2 protein-coding genes (1 of these 2 cut by a window edge) are annotated in these 21,824 nt (G+C 69.0%); both read right to left on the reverse strand.

The window, feature by feature from the left end; genetic code table 11:
• Positions 1 to 15,780 (reverse strand): type I polyketide synthase, encoded by a 15,780-nt coding sequence (locus tag ABZ909_RS16620; RefSeq protein ID WP_356999986.1) that lies wholly within the window; start codon positions 15,778 to 15,780, stop codon positions 1 to 3.
• On the reverse strand, positions 15,777 to 21,824 hold the 3' end of the coding sequence (locus tag ABZ909_RS16625) for a type I polyketide synthase (RefSeq protein ID WP_356999989.1). 7,695 nt of this gene lie beyond the right edge of the window; the window shows 6,048 of its 13,743 coding nt (coding positions 7,696-13,743); its start codon lies off the right edge, out of view; the stop codon is at positions 15,777 to 15,779. Before ABZ909_RS16625 ends, ABZ909_RS16620 begins: the two co-directional genes overlap by 4 nt.

Below are 21,824 nucleotides of genomic sequence, written 5' to 3' on the forward strand. Positions count from 1 at the left end.
TCAGTCTTCTGAGGAGTTGTTGTAAGCCAGGTCGATCAGGTCGTCGATATCGAGCTCGTCGATCGATTCCTCGGTGATGCTCTGCTCGATCTCGCCGGGGCTTTCCTGCCCGCCGGCGAGTTTCATGAGGGCATCCAGCAGGCCCGCGTCGCGCAGGCGGGTGAGCGGAATCGTTTGGAGAGCTCGGCGAATATCGTTCTCCGACAGGTCTGTCGATTGGCCGGTGTGGTGCTTGTCGGTGAACTCGCCGGCCAGATATTCGGCCAGGGCCTGCGGCGTCGGGTAGTCGAATACCAGCGTGGCCGGCAACCGCAGGCCCGTCACGGCTTTGAGGGCATTGCGGAACTCGACCGCGGTGATCGAATCGAAGCCCAGCTCGCTGAAGGCCCGGTCGGCCGCGATCGCATTCGCGTTCTGATGACCGAGTACCGCCGCGACCTGACCGCGAACGATTTCGGCGAGCACACCGAGGCGTTCGCTCTCGGGAGTATTCGCCAAACGAGTGCGCAGTGTCGCGGGTGCGTCCGAGGCCGCTCGGCGGCGAGCGGGAACCAGGCCGGACAGCAGCGCCGCGGCGAACCCCGCGTTGCGGAGGCTCTCCAGATCGAGACGGGCGAGGATCGGAGCCGCCGTATCGATTCCGGTGGCCGCGGCGAACAATGCCAGGCCCTGTTCTTCCGACAGCGGCAGCATGCCGGAACGCGACATGCGCTGCCGGTCGACATCGCTGAGCTCCGTGGCCATACCGCTGTTGGTGCCCCACAGACCCCACGCCAGCGACTGTCCGCTACGCCCGGATACCCTGCGGCGCAATGCCAAGGCGTCCAGGCAGGCGTTGGCCGCGGCATAGTTGCCCTGGCCGGGGTTGCCGAACGCCCCGGCCGCCGAACTGAACAGCACGAACGCCTTCAACGGCAGATCGGCGGTCAGCTCGTGCAGGTGCAGGGCGGCGTCGACCTTGGGCCGCAGGACCGTGTCCATTCGATCCGCGGTGAGCGAGCCGATGGCGCCATCGTCGAGTACACCGGCCGTATGGAACACGCCCGTGAGCGGACGGTCCGCCGGGATACCGGCCAGTACCTGTGCGAGCGCGCCACGATCGGTGACATCGCAAGCGACGAACTCGACCTCGGCACCGAGATGCTCCAGTTCCGCGCGCAACCCGGTTGCGCCCGGGGCGGATGCCCCGCGCCGACTCAGCATCAGCAGGTGACGGACACCCTGGGTGTTGACCAGATGCCGTGCGAACAGTCCGCCGAGGAAGCCGCTGGCGCCGGTGATCAGAACGGTTTCGTCCGGACCGAGACTGGAACCCGGCGCTGAAGCGCTCGACGCAGCGGCTCGGGCGAGGCGCGCGACGTGCACCTGACCGCCACGCACGGCGGCCTGCGGCTCCCCGGAGGCCAGAATTCCGCCGAGCAGCCCGTGCAGGTCGGAATCGGTGTCTATCAACACGATCCGGCCCAGGTTCTCCGCCTGCGCGGAACGCACCAGACCGCCCACGGCGGCACCGGCGAGGTTCGTGATGTCTTCCCCGGCAACAGATACCGCGCCACTGGTCCGAACCACCAGCACCGACTCGTTGAACCGGTGATCGGCGATCCAGGACTGAAGTGCTTGCAGCACACTGTGCGTCGCGGCGCGAACGCCTGCGGGATCATTACTCGCCGGGCAATCCAGCACTACCGCGGCCGGAACCTCGTCACCGAGATCCACCCAGGACACGACGCTGACTTCGGCCTCGGACACCGAGAGTGGTGTCCAGTCGACCTGGAACAGCGCGTTGCCGACGGTGGATGCGCCGGTGGTCAGCTGTGCGGGATCGATTGGCCGGGAGGCCAGATGCCGCACCGTCGCGACCGGAGCGCCGGTCGAATCCGCCAGATCCACCGACACCGCATGCTCGCCGACGCGGGTCAGCCGAACGCGCAACGCGCCCGGTTCCGCCGCATGCACGGTGACACCGGACCACTCGAAGGGCAAGGCCGGTCCGCTTCCCTCCGCGGACAGGTAGCCCGCAAGGCGCAGTGCATGCAGCGCGGCATCGAGCAGCGCGGGATGCAACCCGAAGCCCTTGGCGTCCTGCGGATCCGGTAGTGCAACCTCGGCGAATACGTCGTCGCCGCGCTGCCAAGCCGCCTGCAATCCCTGGAAGACAGGACCGTACCCGTACCCGGCATCGAACAGCTCGTCGTAGACACCGTCGATGGGCAGGGGCTGCGCACCGATCGGAGGCCACGAGGTGAGGTCGACAGGGGCCGCCACCACGTCCGGCGCAAGTGCGCCTTCGGCATTCAGCGTCCACGACGTCGCGGAATCGGCATCGCCATCGGGGCAGGAGTAGATCCGCACCGCGCGGCGGCCGGTCTCGTCCTCGGCCGCGACCACGATGCGCACCGCGACGCCGCCGGACTCCGGCAGCACCAGCGGAGCCTGAAGCACCAGATCCTCCAGGCTCGTGCGGCCCACTCGCTCCCCGGCGTGCAGGGCGAGTTCGACCAAACCGGTACCGGGGAACAACACGGCGCCCAGGACCCGGTGATCGGCCAGCCACGGATGGGTCTCCACCGAGAGACGACCGGTCAGGATCACCGCGCCGGAGTCCGGTTGTGACACCATCGCCGAAATCAGGGGGTGTCCGGTAGCCACCAGACCCATTGCCCGGGCATCACCGGTACCCGCGGACCCCTCGCGCATCCAGTAGCGGCGACGCTGGAAAGCGTAGGTGGGCAGGTCGATTCGCTTCCCTCCGGTACCGGCGTACACACCGGCCCAGTCGACGGGAGCGCCGGCCACGAACAGTGCGGCCACCGCGTTCAGCACGGCCGACGCATCGGCCTGGTCTCGACGTGCCAGCGCCACCACCGTTGCGACCGAGGCATCCCCGTCATCGAGAGTCTGGGCGACCATCGGGGTCAGCACCGCGTCGGGTCCGACCTCGGCGAATCTGGACACACCGATACCCGCCATGGCGGTGACCGCATCAGCAAATCGAACGGTCTCGCGAACCTGGTCCACCCAATACGACGGATCCGACATCTCGTCGCGGATCCGGGCGCCGGTCACCGTCGACACCAGCGGGATGCTCGGGCGAGCGAACGTCAAACCATCGATCGCCGAAGCGAATTCGGCCAGCATCGGTTCCATGAGGGCCGAGTGGAAGGCATGCGAAACACGCAACCGATGTGTCCGCCAACCCTGCTCGGCACACCGCTCAGCGACAGCAAGGACATCGTTCTCGACCCCGGAGAGCACCACCGACGACGGACCATTCACCGCCGCGATCGACACCTCACCGGCCACCAGCAGTGGCAGCACATCGATCTCGGAGGCACCGACGGCGACCATGGCCCCGCCGGTCGGTAGCGCCTGCATCAACCGGCCGCGCGCGGCCACCAATACACATGCATCCGTCAGAGACAGCACCCCGGCCACATGCGCGGCAGCGACCTCACCGATCGAGTGACCGGCCACGACATCGGCATTGACTCCCCAGGATTCGAGCAGGCGGAACAACGCCACCTCGAATGCGAACAAGCCCGCCTGCGCGTACACCGTCTGGTCGACCAGATCACCGTCCGCCAACGCCTCGCTCAACGAAACCGACTGCCCCAGCAGCGGATCCAGCTCGACGACGATCGCGTCGAACGCCTCGGCGAACACCGGATACGCCGCGCGCAGCTCGGCAGCCATACCGGCCCACTGCGCACCCTGACCCGAGAACACCACCCCCGTCGAACCCGGCACCGCGCGACCGGTCACCACGCCGGGAGCCTGCACACCCGCAGCCAGTGCCCGCGCTCCCGCGAGGAGACCATCGCGGCCCTCGGCCACGACCACAGCGCGATGCTCGAAAACAGCACGCGTCGATGCCAGCGAGAAACCGATGTCGATCGGATGATGTTCGGCCACAGCCGATGTCAGGCGGGCAGCCTGGTCGGCGAGCGCCTCGTCGCTGCGAGCCGAGAGCATCCACGGCACTACCGCCGGCACCGAATCCGCCACGGGAGCCTGTTCCACCGTGGGCGCGGTCACCGGGGCCTGCTCGACGATGACGTGCGCGTTGGTGCCGCTGATACCGAAGGAAGACACACCCGCACGACGCGGACGATCCACCTCCGGCCACGCCACCGCCTCGGTCAGCAACCGCACCTGGCCCTCGGACCAATCCACCTTCGTGGAGGGCTGATCGACATGCAGGGTTCGGGGCAGCACCCCGTGCCGCATCGCCATGACCATCTTGATCACACCACCGACACCGGCCGCAGCCTGGGCGTGACCGATGTTGGACTTCAACGAGCCCAACCACAACGGACGATCCGCATGACGATCCTGGCCGTAGGTCGCCAAAAGCGCTTGAGCCTCGATCGGATCACCCAGCGTCGTACCGGTGCCGTGAGCCTCTACCGCGTCCACCTCGACCGGTGAGATCCCGGCATTGGCCAGCGCTTGGCGGATGACACGCCGTTGCGACGGACCGTTCGGCGCGGTCAGACCATTCGACGCGCCATCCTGATTCACCGCCGAACCGGCGATCACCGCGAGCACCTGGTGCCCGTTGCGCTGCGCGTCGGAAAGTCGTTCCAGCACGAGAACACCGGCGCCCTCCGACCAGCCCACGCCATCGGCCGCGTCGGCGAAGGACTTGCAGCGTCCATCCGGGGACAGACCTCGCTGACGGCCGAACTCGAGGAACATGTCCGGGGTGGCCATCACGGCAACACCACCGGCCAGAGCCAGATCGCACTCCCCCGACCGCAGCGACTGCGACGCCAGATGCAGAGCCACGAGCGACGACGAGCACGCCGTATCGACAGTGACCGCAGGGCCTTCCAGGCCGAACACGTAGGACACTCGGCCCGAGACCAAACTGCCTGCGGCGCCGCTACCGGTGCCGGTCGCCTGGGCGTAGTCGTGGTACATCACGCCGGTGAACACACCGGTCGAGCTGCCGCGCAGCACCGCCGGATCCACACCGGCACGTTCCAGCGCCTCCCACGAGACCTCCAGCAGCAACCGCTGCTGCGGATCCATCACGGTGGCCTCATTGGGACTGATCCCGAAGAAGTCCGCGTCGAATTCCGCTGCGGAGTACAGGAATCCACCCTGGCGGGTATAGGTCTTGCCCGCCTTACCCGGTTCGGGATCGTAGATGCCCCCGATATCCCAACCACGATCCATCGGCATCTCGCCGGTGGTATCGATGCCCGAGGTGACCAGACCCCACAGCTCTTCGGGCGACGCGACTCCACCTGGATAGCGGCAGCTCATCGCCACCACCGCGATCGGATCGTCGCCGGTACGGACCCGGCTGACCGCGACCTCGTCGACGGCTGCGGTGCCAGTGAGCTGGGAGTCGATGAACTCGGCGACGATCTGCGCGTTGGGGTAATCGAAGACGAGCGTCGCGGGCAGTTGCAGACCGGTCGCGGCATTGAGTTTGTTGCGGAACTCGATGGCGCTCAGCGAATCGAAACCGAGCTGCTGGAAGGCTTGCTGGGGCTCCACAGCTGCCCTGGAGGCGTGTCCGAGGATCTCGGCGGCCACCGATCGGACGAGGTCGAGCTGAGCGGTCTTGCGATCGGCGTCCGACAGTCCGGCCAGCGTGCGCAGGAAGGCCTGACCCGCCGCCAGAGTCCGGCGACGGACCGGGGCCGGTACGAGCGCGCGGACCAAGGCCGGAATCTGCTCGCCCCGCGTCCGGAGCACCGTCTTGTCGACCCGCAGCGCCACCAGCTGAGCGGCATCGGTCGATACCGCCGCATCGAACAACGCCAGACCCTCGGCCTCGGAGAGCGGCGGGAAACCCTGTCGGCGCATCCGGTCGAAGTCGTCCTCGGACAGTTCGGTCCCGAGTCCGCTCGATCGCGCCCACATTCCGTAATCCACCGACGTCGCAGGCAATCCCAGGCCGCGGCGATGCGCCGCCAGCGCATCCAGGAAGACATTCGCCGCGGCGTAGTTCGCTTGGCCGGCAGCCAGCACCAGGCCGCCCGCGGACGACACCAGCACGAACAATGACAGCGCGAGATCGCGAGTGAGCTCGTGCAGATGCCACGCCGCGTCGACCTTGGGCCGGAAGACACCGTCGATGCGATCCGCGGTGATCGACTCGATCACACCGTTGTCGGCGGTTCCCGCCGCGTGCACCACACCCGACAGCGGATGCTGATCCGACACGTTGTCCAGCAGTACCGCGAGCGCGTTTCGATCGGACACATCGCACGCGGCGATGGTGACCTCGGCACCGAGCTCGGCCAGCTCCTGACGTAGTTCGGCAGCGCCGGGAGCATCCGGGCCACGCCGAGACGTCAGAAGTAGATGGCGCAGACCGTGTTCGGTCACGAGGTGCCGGGCGATCACCGCGCCCAGACCACCCGTGCCACCGGTGATCAGGACGGTGCCCGGTGCGGTCGATCGATCGATCGTGCCGGGTGCGTGACCGGTCAGACGCGGCACGAACACGCTCGCGCCCCGGAGGGCGACCTCCGGCTCCGACGCGACAGCGGCGGCCACGGCAGCCACGGCGGACGGATCACCGAATTCATCCAGATCGAGAAGCTGGAAACGACCCGGGTTCTCCGCCTGGGCGGCACGCATCAAGCCCCAGACCGGAGCCTGCGCCAGATCCACCGACTCGGAATCATCCACGGACACTGCGTGTTTGGTGAGCACCACCAAACGGGAACCGGCGAAACGAGTGTCCGACAACCAACCCTTGACGGCGTCGAGGACGCTGGTCGCGACCTGCCGTGCGGCCCGGGGCGGCGCTCCGTCGACGTGAGGGCACTCGAACAATACGATCTCGGGAACGACCGAATCGGGATCGGCATCCAGATCGGCGATCAATCCCGTGAGGTCACGGTGATCGACGGTCGCCGGCGACGGCGCGACAGCGACCCAATCCAGCCCGAAGAGGGCTTCCGCCACCCGGTCCGCGCCCAGGCGTTCAGCCGATACCGGCCGAGAGACCAAGGCCCCCACCGACATCACCGGGTGCCCCTGCTCATCGGCGAGCTGCACAGCGAACCGGCCATCTTCACGCGCGATGCGCACCCGCAGCGCGGGAGCACCGGCCGCGTGCAACACGACCCGGTTCCAGGTGAACGGCAGCACGGCGGCACCACCGCCACGGCCGTGCACGATCCCGACATGCAGGGCCGAGTCGAACAGCGCCGGATGGATCCCGAAACCCTTGGCGTCCTTCGGGTCCGGCAGCGCGACCTCGGCGAACAACTCATCGCCACGCTGCCAGGCCGCCCGCAACCCTTGGAAGAACGGGCCATAGCCATACCCGATGTCGAGCAGCTCGTCGTACACGCCATCGACGGGCAGCGGCTGCGCACCGGCCGGAGGCCAGGAGGTGAGATCGAAGTCGGCCGGCACCTCGCCCGGGGCGAGTACACCTTCGGCATGGAGCGCCCACGGACCCTGTGCCGTCTGCTGCGAATGGACCGTCAGCCGTCGACGACCGGCGTCGTCAGCGGCGGCCACCACCACCTGCACTGCGACACTGCCGTCGGCCGGCAGCGTCAACGGGGTGTGCAGCACGAGCTCCTCCACCACCGCGCAACCCAGCAGACCGCCGACATGGCCGGCCAACTCGACGAACCCGGTTCCCGGCAGCAGCACGGTGCCGAGCACGCTGTGGTCGGCCAGCCATTCGACGGAGTCCAGCGACCAGCGACCGGTGAAACTCACCGCACCCGAATCCGGGTGTGGCACAACAGCACCGAGCAGGGGATGGTCGACCGCGTCGAGACCGACCGAGGTGACTCCGCCGAGTTCGGCACCGAGCCACGACTGGGCCAGCATCTGCCGGGCATCGAGCCAGAAGCGCTCGTGCTGGAAGGCGTAGGTGGGCAGGTCGATTCGCTGAGCCCCGGTGCCGGTATAGAAGCCGGCCCAGTCCACGTCGGCACCGGAGACGAACAGCCCGGCCACCGCACGCATTACGGTCGAGGCGTCCGCGTTGTCACGTCTCGTCAGCGCGATTGCGGTTGCGGTATCGAGAGTTTGGGCGACCATGGGGGTCAGGACGGCATCGGGGCCGACCTCGGCGAACCTGCCGACGCCCAGGCGGGCCATTGCGGTGACCGCGTCGGCGAACCGCACCGTGTCCCGGACCTGACCGACCCAATACGACGGCGCCGACATCTCATCGCCGACCTCGGCGCCGGTCACGGTCGACACCAACGGAATACGTGGACTACCGAAGGTCAAATCCGCTATGGCCGTGGAGAATTCGGCCAGCATCGGCTCCATCAGGGCCGAGTGGAAGGCATGCGAGACACGCAACCTGTGTGTCCGCCAACCCTGCTCGGCACACCGCTCGACGACAGCGACGACATCGTCCTCGACACCGGACAACACCACCGACGCAGGTCCGTTGACCGCCGCGATCGACACCCGACCGGCCAACAACGCCAACACATCGGACTCGGACGCACCGACCGCGACCATCGCCCCACCGGTCGGCAGCGCCTGCATCAACCGGCCACGGGCAGCCACCAGCACACACGCATCCGTCAGAGACAACACACCCGCCACATGCGCGGCAGCCACCTCACCGATCGAATGACCAGCCACCACATCCGCACGCACACCCCACGATTCGAGCAGACGGAACAACGCCACCTCGAACGCGAACAAACCCGCCTGCGCGAACACCGTCCGATCGACCAGATCACCGTCCGCCAACGCCTCGCTCAACGAAACCGACTGCCCCAGCAGCGGATCCAGCTCGGCAACGATCCCGTCGAAGGTATCGGCGAACGCCGGATACGCCGCACGCAGCTCAGTGGCCATACCGGCCCACTGCGCACCCTGACCCGAGAACACCACACCCGTCGAACCCGACGCCACGCGGCCGGACACCACACCGGGGGCCGATGCCCCCGCGGCCAATGCCCGCACACCTGCCAGCAGACCATCACGGTCCTCGGCCACGACCACCGCACGGTGCTCGAAAGCACTGCGCGTCGACGCCAGCGAGAAACCGATATCCACCGGATCCAGGTCGCCTGCAAGCGATGTCAAACGTTCAGCCTGACCGGCGAGAGCCGCGCTACCGCGTGCCGAGACCACCCACGGCAGCACTCCACCAGCCGGGACGCTCTCGACCACAGCCGGAGCCGGGTCCGCCACCGGAGCCTGCTCGACGATGATGTGAGCATTCGTGCCACTGATACCGAAGGAGGACACGCCCGCGCGACGCGGACGATCCGTCTCGGGCCACGCGACGGCCTCGGTCAACAGCCGGACATGCCCCCGGGTCCAATCGACCTTGGTGCTGGGCTGATCGACATGCAGCGTCTTGGGCAGTACTCCGTGGCGCATCGCCATCACCATCTTGATGACGCCACCGACACCTGCGGCAGCCTGCGCGTGACCGATGTTGGACTTCAACGACCCCAGCCACAGCGGACGATCCGCCGCACGGTCCTGCCCGTAGGTCGCCAGCAGCGCTTCGGCCTCGATCGGATCACCCAGAGTCGTGCCGGTGCCGTGGGCCTCCACCACATCGACGTCGGCCGAGGACACCCCGGCATTGGCCAGCGCTTGGCGGATCACCCGCCGCTGCGATGGACCGTTCGGCGCGGTCAGACCATTCGACGCGCCATCCTGATTCACCGCCGAACCGGACATCACCGCGAGAACGTCATGACCATTGCGGCGGGCGTCGGACAGCCGCTCCAGCACCAGCACGCCGGCGCCTTCGGACCAGGCGACACCGTCGGCGCTGTCGGAGAAGGATTTGCTCCGCCCGTCCGGGGCCAGCCCGCGCTGGCGGCTGAACTCCACGAACGTTTCCGGCGTCGCCATCACCGCGACACCACCGGCCAGTGCCAGATCGCACTCCCCCGACCGCAGCGACTGCGCGGCCAGATGCATTGCCACCAGCGAGGACGAACACGCCGTATCCACGGTGACCGCCGGGCCCTCCAGCCCGAACACATACGAAACCCGGCCGGAGGCAATGGATCCCGCGTTCGTGTTGACCGGATAGTCGTGATACATCATGCCGGTGAAGACGCCGGTCGCACTGCCGCGCAGTCCCGCGGGATCGACACCGGCCCGCTCCAATGCCTCCCAGGAGGTTTCCAGCAGCAGGAACTGCTGCGGATCCATCACCGCGGCTTCATTGGGGCTGATGCCGAAGAACGCGGGATCGAATTCGCCTGCGGAGTGCAGGAATCCACCTTCGCGCGTGTAGGTCGTGTGCGGCGTCTCGCCGGTGGGGTCGTACAGACGGTCGGTATCCCAGCCTCGATTCACCGGGAACTCCGACGTCGCGTCGGTCCCGGTCGCGACCAGATTCCACAGCTGCTCGGGAGAACTCACCCCGCCCGGGTACCGGCACGCCATGCCGACGATCGCAATCGGCTCGTCGTCGGCGGCCTTGGTGGCCGCGACGGCGATATCGCGACCGGTGCCGGTGAGCTCGTCGGCCAGGTAGGCGGCCAGAGTCCGTGGCGTCGGGTAGTCGAAAACGACTGCGGCCGAGAGTGACAGGCCGGTGGCGGTCTTGAGCCGGTTGCGCAGCTCGACCGCGCTCAGCGAATCGAATCCCAGGTCCTGGAAGGCGCTATCGGGTTCGATCGCGGACGCACCGTCGTGACCGAGCACGGCCGCGATGTGGGTGCGTACGGTCGCGAGTACCGCCTGCCGCTGCTGGTCGGCATCCAGACCGGTGAGTCGTTGCCGGAGACCGGATGCCGCCGCCGAGGTAGTCGCCGCCGGACGCCGCGGCACCACCGGAGCCAGTTCCCGCAGCAGTGGCGGCAGGAGTCCGGCCTCGGCGCGAGCGCGAATCGCGGCGGTGTCCACGGCCGCGATCACCGGCAGCGCTGTGCCCTGCGCGAGGGCCGCATCCCATCCGGCCAGCGCCTGCTCGTCCGGCATCGCGGTGAAGCCGCCGCGGCTCATCCGGGCCACATCGGTCTCGCCCAGGTGTCCGGTCATGCTGCTCGAGCGTGCCCACGGACCCCAGGCCAGCGATTGACCGGCCAGTCCCCGTGCGCGCCGATGCGCCACCAGGGCGTCGAGGAAGGTGTTCGCGGCCGCATAGTTGGCCTGTCCGGGTCCGCCGATGGTGCCGGACACCGAGGAGAACACCACGAACGCAGCCAGATTCAGCTCCGCGGTCGCTTCGTGGAGGTGCCAGGCGGCGTCTGCCTTCGGTGCCAGGACCGCGTCCAGCCGCTGCGGGGTCAGGGACGCGATGATCCCGTCGTCGAGCACGCCCGCGGCGTGGATCACGGCCGTCAACGGCTCGGGCGCTTCGCCCAGCAGTCGAGCCACCGCGTCGGCGGCGGTGACGTCACAGGCCACGACTCGCACCTGTGCGCCCAGGGCGGCCAACTCGTCGCAGAGCGCTGACACGCCCTCGGCCTGCGGGCCGCTGCGGCTCACCAGCAGCAGCGACCGGACACCGTGCTCGACGACCACGTGCCGGGCCACCACTGCGCCCAAACCGCCTGTGCCGCCGGTGATCAGCACCGTCCCCGCGCCGAATGCGGAAGCTTCGCCGCTTGCGGAAGAGACGGGAGTGGGCCGGGTGAGTCGAGCGGTGTAGGTGGCTCCGGCGCGCACGACCAGTTGGGGTTCGTCCACGGCGAGGACGGTGGCTGCGAGTCGCTCGTCGATGCGGGTGTCCGCGTCCACCAGGACAATTCGGCCCGGATCCTCCGTCTGCGCGGTACGCACCAGGCCCCACACGGCGGCACCCGCGAGGTCGGTCGGGTCTTCGCCGGGCAAGGCGACCGCGCCGCGCGTGGCGATCAGCAGGGTGCTCGAGCCGAACCGGTCCTGATCCAGCCACGCCTGCACCACCTCGAGGATTCGTGCGACCTCGGTGTGGGTAGTGGTCACCACGTCGGCCCGGGTGAGTTCGTTCCACCCGGACCCGGCCTCGACCACCACCACCGGCGGTACCGGTGACTGCGGATCCAACCGATCCCACCGGCCCACAACGACATCCGCCACCGCGGACTCGGACGCGGTCGGCGACCACACCAGCTCCAGCACCGGATCCGCCGCGCCGCTCGCACCGGAGGCTGCGAGCTGCGCCAATGGCATCGGGCGGGGGGTGACCGAGCCCGACAGCACGGGCTGTCCCTGCTCGTCGGCCGCCCACACCGATACCGACGATCCGGTCGTGGTCAGACGCACGCGCAGCACCGACACTTCGGCCGCGTACAGCGACACCGACTCCCAGGAGAACGGCAGCACCACCTGGCCCGCCGCGACGGTGAACGGCGAATCCGGCTGTCCCGCAGCATCTTCGGACATCGCGGCCAGCAGTCCCGACTGCAGGGCCGCGTCCAGCAGTGCCGGATGGATGCCGAAACCCTCGGCTCGCATCCCGGTGTCGGTATCAATGGCGACCTCGGCGAACACCTCGTCGCCGCGTCGCCACAGCGCCCGCACGCCCTGGAACGCCGGGCCGTAGTCGTAACCACGCGCCAGCAGGGCCGTGTACGCGGCCGCGACATCGATACCGGACGCCGCGGCAGGCGGCCACGTTTGCGACTCGGGTTCGGTGGCGTCGTCGCGGGTGGTCAGCAGACCCCGCGCATTGAGTACCCACTCTCCGTCGCGATCGTGTTCGGCGCGAGAGTAGATCGATACCGGACGGCGCGTGAGCTCGTGGTCCGGCCCGCCGACGACGACCTGGATCTGCACACCGCCGGTCGCGGGCAGGACGAGTGGCGCCCGCAGCGTCAGTTCCTCGATCGCCGGGCACCCGGCTTCTGCGCCGGCGCGCAATGCCAGCTCCACGAACCCGGTCCCGGGCAGCAGAACCGACCCGGCAACCGCGTGGTCGACCAGCCAGGGGTGGGTGGCCACCGACAACCGGCCGGTCAACAGCACGCCACCGGATTCGGGTTCCGATACCACCGCGCCCAGCAGTGGATGCTGCACGGCACCCAAACCTGCGGACTCGACACCGGCGGTGCCCTGCAAAGGTTCGAGCCAGTAGCGGCGGCGCTGGAAAGCGTAGGTGGGCAACGACACTCGCGAGACCGGCCGAGCGGCGAAGAACGCCGTCCAGTCGACCTCGAGGCCGACCGTGTGCGCCTGCGCCAGGCAGGTGACGAACTGTTCGACCTCGGCCCGGCCTCGGCGTGCACCGGCGATCACCGACGACTGGGATTCGAGGTCCTCCGGCAGGCATTGCCGGGTCATGGCCGTCAGGACCGCATCGGGACCGATTTCCAGGAATCGGCGCACACCCGAGGCCGCGAGGGTCTCGACGCCCCGGGCGAACTGAACGCTCGCCCGCACCTGTTGGACCCAGTACCCGGGTTCGAGTACCTCATCACCGGCGATCCGGCCGGAGAGATTCGAAACCAGGGGAATCTGCGGGCGGTGATAGGTCACTTCCCGTGCGACAGTGGCGAACTCGGTCAGCATCGGGTCCATGCGGTAGGAATGGAATGCATGCGACACCCGCAACCGTGAGGTCTTGCGGCCACGGTCGGTGAACCACTGCTCGAGCGCCGTCACCGCGTCCTCGTCGCCGGAGACCACCACGGCCGCAGGCGAATTCACGGCGGCGATGGAGGCGCGGTCCGCGTGGCCGGCGAGCGCCTCGGACACCTCGCGCTCGGTGGCCGCGACGGCCAGCATCGCGCCGCCCTCGGGCAGCAGGCCCATGAGGCGGCCTCGCGCCGCGACCAGCCGGCACGCGTCCGGGAGCGACCAGACACCGGCGATGTACGCGGCGGCCAGCTCGCCGATCGAATGGCCGATCAGGAAATCCGGTGTCACACCGAAGGATTCCAGGAGCCGGCACAGCGCGACTTCGTAGGCGAACAGCGCGGGCTGGGTGAACTCGGTCCGGTCCAGCACGCCGGTTTCGGCAGCGCCGACCTGCTGGCCGGTGAACATCACCTGCTTCAGCGAACCACCCAGTAGCGGGTCGAACTGCGCACACACCTCGTCCAACGCGGCGGCGAAGGCCGGGAATGCCTCGGCCAGTTCACGTCCCATTCCGGCCCGCTGTGCGCCTTGCCCGGTGAACAGGAAGGCCGCCTTGCGCGTGACCGCCTGCCCCGTCGTCACGCCCGCGGCGGCGCTCGCCGATCCGTGTTCCGCCAGCGCTGCCAGTCCGGTGAGCATGGCGTCCCGGTCGCCGGCGACCACCGTGCCCCGCCAGTCCAGCCGGGCGCGGGTCGTCAGCAGCGAATAGGCGATCTCGTCGACGGTCAGACCGGGGTGTTCGGTCACCCATTCCCGCAGTTTGCCCGCCTGCGCACGCAGGCCGTCCTCGGTTTTCGCCGAGACCAGCCAGGCGGAGACATCGGACGCCACAGCCTTCGCACCCTGATCGGGAGCCTCGTCCACCGCGTCGGCCGCGGCCTCCTCCAGTGCGGGGGCCTCTTCCAGGATCAGATGCGCGTTGGTGCCGCTGGCGCCGAAGGAGGACACACCGGCGCGGCGCACCCGCTCCCCCGCCGGCCACGGTTCTGCCGCGGTGAGCAGCCGCACCGAGCCCGCCGACCAGTCCACGTGCGGGGTCGGAGCGTCGACATGCAATGTCGCGGGCAATGTTTCGTGCCGCAGCGCCTGCACCATCTTGATCACGCCGCCGACACCGGCCGCGGCGGAGGTGTGCCCGATGTTCGACTTGAGCGAGCCGAGGCGCAGCGGAGCTCCGACGCGTCCGCGACCATAGGCGGCGATCAGCGCCTGCGCCTCGATCGGGTCGCCGAGGGTGGTGCCGGTGCCGTGCGCTTCGACGACATCGACGTCGGCGGGTGTCAGACCGGCATTGGCGAGGGCCTGCGCGATGACCTTTTCCTGCGACGGACCGTTCGGTGCGGTCAGGCGATTGCTGGCGCCATCCTGGTTGATCGCGCTGCCGCGGATGACCGCGAGGACGGGGTGGCCGAGACGGCGGGCGTCCGACAGTCGCTCGATCGCGAGCATGCCGAGGCCCTCGGAGAATCCGGTCCCGTTCGCCGCTGCCGCGAAGGCTTTGCACCGCGCGTCCGGGGACAGTGCGCGCTGGCGGCCGAAGGCGATCAGCAGGGCCGGGTCGGACATTACCGTGACGCCACCGACCAGGGCGAGCGAGGTGTCGCCCTGTCGCAGCGCCTGGCACGCGAGGTGCAGGGCGACCAGCGACGACGAGCACGCGGTGTCCACCGAGAGCGCAGGACCCTTGAAACCGAAGGTGAAGGCGACCCGGCCGGAGAGGATGCTGGAGGAAACACCCAGGTAAGCATGGCCTTCCGCCTCGGCGGTCAGACCAGGCGAACCCACACGGGGGCCGTAATCCTGATGGATCACACCGGCGAACACACCGGTGTCGCTACCGCGCAGCGACACCGGATCGATCCCGGCGTCCTCCAGGGCCTCCCAGGCCGCTTCCAGGAACAGGCGCTGCTGCGGATCCATCGCCAGGGCCGCGCGCGGGCCGATCCCGAAGAATCCGGCATCGAAATCGCCTGCCGCATCCAGGAATCCGCCTTCGCGGGTGTAGATGGTGCCCGGCGTATCGGGGTCGGTGTCGAACAGCCGCTCGAGGTCCCAGCCGCGGTCGGCCGGGAAGGGCCCGATGGCGTCGGTGCCGGTGGCGACCAGATCCCACAGCTGCGCGGGAGTTTCGACCCCGCCCGGATAGCGGCAGCTCATGCCGACGATCGCGATCGGTTCGCCGGCCCGGTCTTCCAGATCCTGGATGTGCTTCTTGGCGGCGCGGAGGTCTCCGGTGAGCTTGCGCAGATACCGGCTGAGCCGTTCCTCGTTGCTGGTGCCGGGGTTGCTCATGCTGGGCCAAACTCCTCGTCGATCAGATCCAAGAGCTCACTGTCGGATAGCGCAGTGTCGGAATCGAATTCGAGATCGTCGTAGCCGCTGCGCGACCACGTGCCGCCCAGGTGGGCGACGAGGCGCTCATTGACGCCCCGCAATCCGGTGACGATCTCGTCGTTGTCGCTGCCACTGGCGATGATTCGCTCGAGCAGTGCCTCGAGCCGCGCCAAGTCGTCGGCCGTCGCCGACGCCGGTTGCGCCGGCACCGTCACCACGGTCTGCGCCAGCAGGTAGTCGGCGACATCAGCCGCCGTCGGATAGTCGAATACCAGGGTCGAGGGCAGCGACAGCCCCGTCACCTTCGCCAGCCGGTTACGGAATTCGACGCCGCCGAGAGAATCGAAACCGAGTTCGTTGAAGCCTCGATCGGGTCCGATGTCGTCGGCCGAGCCGTAGCCCAGCACCGCCGCCACATGCTCCCGCACCAGGTCCAGGACGAACCCGCGGCGCTTCGCCTCCGCCACACCGTGCAGACGGTCCCCGAGCGACTGCACACCGCTCGGTGCGAAGGCCGACCTCGCGCGTGTGCGAACGAATCCGCGCAGCACCGCGGGCACCGGACCGGAATGCGATTCCATGCGCAGTTTGTCGGTATCCAGCTGCACCAGCACCGACACCGGTTCCGCCGTGGTCAGCGATTCGTCGAACAAACGCAGGCCCTCGGCGCGATCCAGCGGGGCCAGGCCCAATCGCTCCAGCCGGTTCATGGCGGCACGATCCAGGACGCCGGTCATGCCGATGTCCTGCTGCCACGGCCCCCAGGCGAGCGCGAGTGCCGGCAGTCCCGCGGCGCGGCGCTGCACCGCGAGGGCGTCCAGGAAGCTGTTCGCGGCAGCGTAATTCGCCTGTCCGGCCGAGCCGATCAAGCCGGCGATCGATGAGAACATCACGAACGCCGACAGCTTCATGTCCCGGGTGAGCTCGTGCAGAGTCCACGCCGCCTCGGCCTTGGGGGCGAACACCCGGTCGATCTGGTCACCGGTGAGCGTGTGGAACGCGCTGTCGTCGAGCACGCCCGCGGTGTGGACGACACCGGTGAGCGGATGCTCCACGGGCACGGCGGCCAGCAACTCCCGCAACGCGTCGCGATCGGTGACATCGCAGGCGACGATCCGTACCTCGGCACCGGATCGGGACAGTTCCGCCACGAGTTCCGTTGCGCCGTCCGCACTCTCGCCACGACGTGAGACGAGCAGCAGGTGTCGTACCCCGTGTTCGGCGACCAGGTGACGGGCCAGCAGCGCGCCCAATCCCCCGGTACCGCCGGTGATCAGCACCGTCCCGGGACCGAACGACACCTGCTCGGCCGCCGAGGATGTCAGCGCCTGGAGTCGTGGCACCAGGACACCATTGCCCCGCACCGCCGCCTGCGGTTCCCCGGTCGCGATCACGGCTCGGATGGAATCGGCCGAAAGGTGCTGCGCACCAGCGGATTCCTCGGCATCGAGCAGCACGATCCGCCCCGGATACTCGGTCTGGGCGCTTCGTATCAGACCCCATACCGCGGCCGATCCGGTATCCGGCGTCTCTCCGGGCAGCGCTGCCGCCCGGCCGGTCACCACGACCAGCTGCGACCGCGCGAATCGCTCGTCGACCAACCAGTCCCGCATCACGCGCCGGGCGGTATCGACCCGATCGCGGGCGGAGGGCTGCGAACCATCATGCAGCGCAGCGGCTTCGGACCACACTACGACGTCCGGAACGATCGGAGCCGAGGCGAGTGCCGCCAGATCCGGGTACTGCTCATCGATTCCGGGCACGTGCCCGGCCCCGAGCACGGCCGTGCTCCCGGCCGGGGCATCGTCGGGCACCCCCGCGGGTGCCCAGCGCAACCCGTACCGTGCCGCGCGTCCGCCCGGCAGCGCGGCCCGGAACTGCTGGACGTCGTAGGAGCGCATCAGCACTTCGTCGATGCTGACCACCGGGTTGCCGTCCTGGTCGACGGCCACGACGGAAATCGCCTCACTGCTGCGCTGGATGGCCATCACCCGCAGCCTCGTCACCGTGGATGTGGTGTGGAATTGCGTTCCGCCCCACCGGAACAACAGCTTGCCCTCGGAGGCGTCGCCCTGGTGGTCCGGCCAGATCAGGCAGGCGAGTCCGGCATGCATCACCATGTCGAACAGCGCCGGATGCAGCTGGAACCGGTCGGCTGGGGTGTCCTCGGTCAGGGCGACCTCGGAGAAGACCGTGTCGCCGCTGCGCCAGGCGGCCTCGATGCCGAAGAACGCGGGTCCCCATTCCAGTCCGGCAGCACGCGCCACCTGAGCCGGAATCCATTCGGGGTCCACCGGTTCGGCGTCGGCGGGCGGCCAGGAACCGGCGCGCACCATGTCCACCAGCCCGATGTCGATCAACTGCCGGGCGCTCAGCACGCCGCTGGCATTGCGGGTCCACTCGCCGCCGGCGGCGTCGCCGGTCAGGCGGTAGTGGAAGGTGAACGATCGGCGTCCCTCGGCGTCCGGTTCTCGCACCAGGACCTGGAGTTCGACCTCGCCGTCCGCCGGCGGGAGGATCGGCGCCTCGAGGGTGAGCTCCTCCACGGCGTCGCAGCCGATGCGGCGGCCCGCGACCAGCAGCATCTCCATGAGCGCGGCGCTCGGGACGAGCACCACACCGTAGGTGGTGTGGTCGGCGATCCACGGATCGGTGCGCAGCCCGAGCCGCCCGGTGAACAGCCACTCGTCGCGGTCGGCCACTCGCACCACATCGGTGAGCAGCGGATGGTCCGAGGAAGCGTTGCGGGGCTCGTCGAGACTGGGCTCGAGCCAGTACCGCCGATGGTCGAAAGCGTAGGTGGGCAGGGCGATTCGTGCCACCGAACGGGCGGCGAACAGCTGATTCCAGTCAACCGCCACCCCGGCGTTGTGCGCCTGGGCGAGCATCGTCAGGAACTGTTCGACCTCGTCGTGGTCCCGGCGGGCCGCCGCGGCGACCACCGATCGGGCCTCGGCCTCCGCGGGGAGCGTCTGCCGGGTCATCGCCGCCAGCACCGCGTCGGGGCCGATTTCGAGGAATCGGCGCACGCCCGACGCGGTCAGCGTCTCGACGCCGTCGGCGAAGCGCACTGCGGCGCGCACCTGTGACACCCAGTACCCGGGAGCCAGGATCTCGTCGCCTGCGATCCGGCCGGAAACGTTCGACACCAATGGAATCCGCGGCGCATTGAACGTTACGCGCGCGGCGAGGATCTCGAACTCGGCCAGCATCGGCTCCATCCGAGGGGAATGGAACGCGTGCGACACCCGCAACCGGCTCGTCTTGCGTCCCTGCTCGGTGAACCGCCGATCGATCTCGTCGACTGCGTCCTCGTCACCCGAGACCACCACGGCCGCAGGCGCATTCACCGCGGCCACCGATACCTGGTCGCCGAATCCGGCGATCATGGCAGCGACCTCGGTCTCGGTCGCGGCGACAGCGAGCATCGCACCGCCCGCGGGCAGCGCCTCCATCAGTCGCCCGCGGGCCGCAACCAGCTCGCAGGCGTCCGCCAGGGACCACACACCGGCGACATACGCTGCCGCCAGCTCGCCGATCGAGTGCCCGATCACCAGGTCCGGGACGAGACCGAAGGACTCCAGGAGCCGGTACATCGCCACTTCGAAGGCGAACAGCGCAGGCTGGGTCAGTCGGGTCCGATCCAAGGTGCCGGTCTCGGCGGCGACTCCGTGATCGTCGATCAGGTGTCCGGTGAACATCACCTGCTTCAGGGAGCATCCGAGCAGAGGATCGAACCGGGCGCACACCTCGTCCAAGGCGGCGGCGAACACCGGGAAGGCGGCGGAGAGACCCGCGCCCATGCCGACCCGCTGCGCACCCTGACCGGTGAAGAGGAAGGCGGTCTTCCCAAAGCCCACTGTGCCGGAAACCACTCCGGCAGAGGCGGATCCGGCGGCCAGCTTCGCGAGGCGCGCCAAAAGTTCGTCGCGATCACCGCCGAGGACCGCTGCCCGCCACTCGTGCCGCGCACGTGTCGTGACGAGCGAGTAGGACACGTCCGCCGCATCGGCGCCGGGGTGATCGATCAGCCACCGATGCAGTTTCGCCGCCTGCGCGCCCAGGGCGTTCTCGCTCTTGGCCGACATCAGCCACGGCAGCATCGTGCGCGGGTGGTCGGCGGCCGGCGACGAGACGACCGGTGCGGTCGGTGCTTCCTCCAGGATCAGGTGGGCGTTGGTGCCGCTGACTCCGAACGACGACACACCGGCCCGGCGGGCCATTCCCCCGGCAGGCCAGGGTTCCGGGCGGGTCAGCAGGCGCACCGCCCCGGCCGACCAATCCACGTGCGGGGACGGCGTTTCCGCGTGCAGGGTCGGGGGCAGGGTCTCGTGGCGCAGCGCCTGCACCATCTTGATCACGCCGCCGACACCGGCGGCCGCGACGGTGTGACCGATATTCGATTTGATCGATCCCAGGCGCAGCGGCTCGCGGTCGCCGCGATCCTGCCCGTAGGCGGCGATCAACGCGTTGGCTTCGATGGGATCACCCAGCGGGGTGCCGGTCCCGTGCGCTTCCACCGCATCCACGTCGGCGGGTGTGAGCCCGGCATTCGCCAGGGCCTGCGCGATCACTCGCTCCTGCGACGGGCCGTTCGGCGCGGTCAAGCCATTGCTGGCACCGTCCTGATTGACCGCGCTCCCGCGAATGACGGCCAGGATGTCGTGGCCCAGCCGCCGCGCGTCCGACAGCCGCTCCAGGACCAGGACACCCACGCCCTCGGCGAAGGCCACACCGTCGGCCGCGGCGGAGAACGCCTTGCAGCGGCCGTCCGGCGACAGCCCGCGTTGCCGCGCGAAATCCACGGAGAGATAAGGGGTTGCGGCCACGGTGACGCCGCCCGCCAACGCCAGCGACGTCTCGCCCTGACGCAATGCCTGACACGCCAGGTGCAGCGCGACCAATGAGGACGAGCAGGCGGTATCGATGGTGACCGCCGGGCCCTCGAGGCCGAACACGTAGGCCACGCGGCCGGAGACGACGGAGTGGGTGGTGCCGGTCAGCCGGAATCCCTCCAGGTCGCCGGTGACGTTGTCGACATAGCCCGAGGCGCACGCGCCCGCGAAAACGCCGGTATCGCTGCCGCGCAACGTGATCGGGTCGATGCCGGATTCCTCCAGCGCCTCCCAGGAGGCTTCCAGCAGCAATCGCTGCTGGGGGTCCATCGCCAGGGCCTCGCGCGGGCTGATCCCGAAGAAGCCGGCGTCGAAATCTCCGGCGTCGTCGAGGAATCCGCCGCCTCGGCTGTAGACCGTTCCAGGCTTGTCCGGATCCTGGTGGATCAGGCGCTCGAGATCCCAGCCGCGATCGTCCGGGAATTCCGTTGTTGCATCGATCCCGGACCGGACCAGATCCCACAACTGCTCCGGGGTGCGGACGCCGCCGGGGAATCGGCAACTCATGCCGACGATCGCGATGGGCTCGTCCACGCGGGCACGGCGCGAGACGCGGGTCGGCCTGGAACCGGACTCGGTTCCCTCGATCTTGCTGTGCAGCAGGGCAGCGACCGCCGCGGCGGTGGGGTGGTCGAAGACCAGGGTGGACGGTAGTTGGACACCGGTGGCCTTCGACAGCCGGTTACGGAATTCGACGCCGCCGAGCGAGTCGAATCCCAGGGCGTCGAATCGTTCGGTGGGACTGATGTCTTCGGCAGAACCGTGTCCGAGCACGGCTGCCGCGTGCTCGCGGACCAGGTCGAGCACCACCTCGGCGCGTTCGGCCTCGGGCACCCGGCTCAGGCGCGCGCCCAGCGAACTCGACGGGGCCGCAGCCTGAGTCGTGGTGCGGGGCAGAAAACCGCGGAGTACCGACGGCACGGCGCCGTTGCCGGCTTCGCGGCGCAGTTCGGCCGGGTCGAACCGAATCGCCGCCAGGTGCGCGGCGGTGCGGCCGGTGGCCGCATCGAACAGCCGCAGACCTTCGTCGTGCCCGAGCGGGTGCAGGCCGAGCCTTTCCCAGCGGGCGAGGGCGCTGCGGTCCAAGCCGCCGGTCATGCCACCGGC

Source organism: Nocardia sp. NPDC046763 (assembly GCF_040645495.1).
Lineage (GTDB): Bacteria > Actinomycetota > Actinomycetes > Mycobacteriales > Mycobacteriaceae > Nocardia.

Coding starts and splice junctions, on each gene's coding strand:
- ABZ909_RS16620 (WP_356999986.1), bottom strand. CDS start 15,780: ATGAGCAACCCCGGCACCAGCAACGAGGAACGGCTCAGCCGGTATCTG.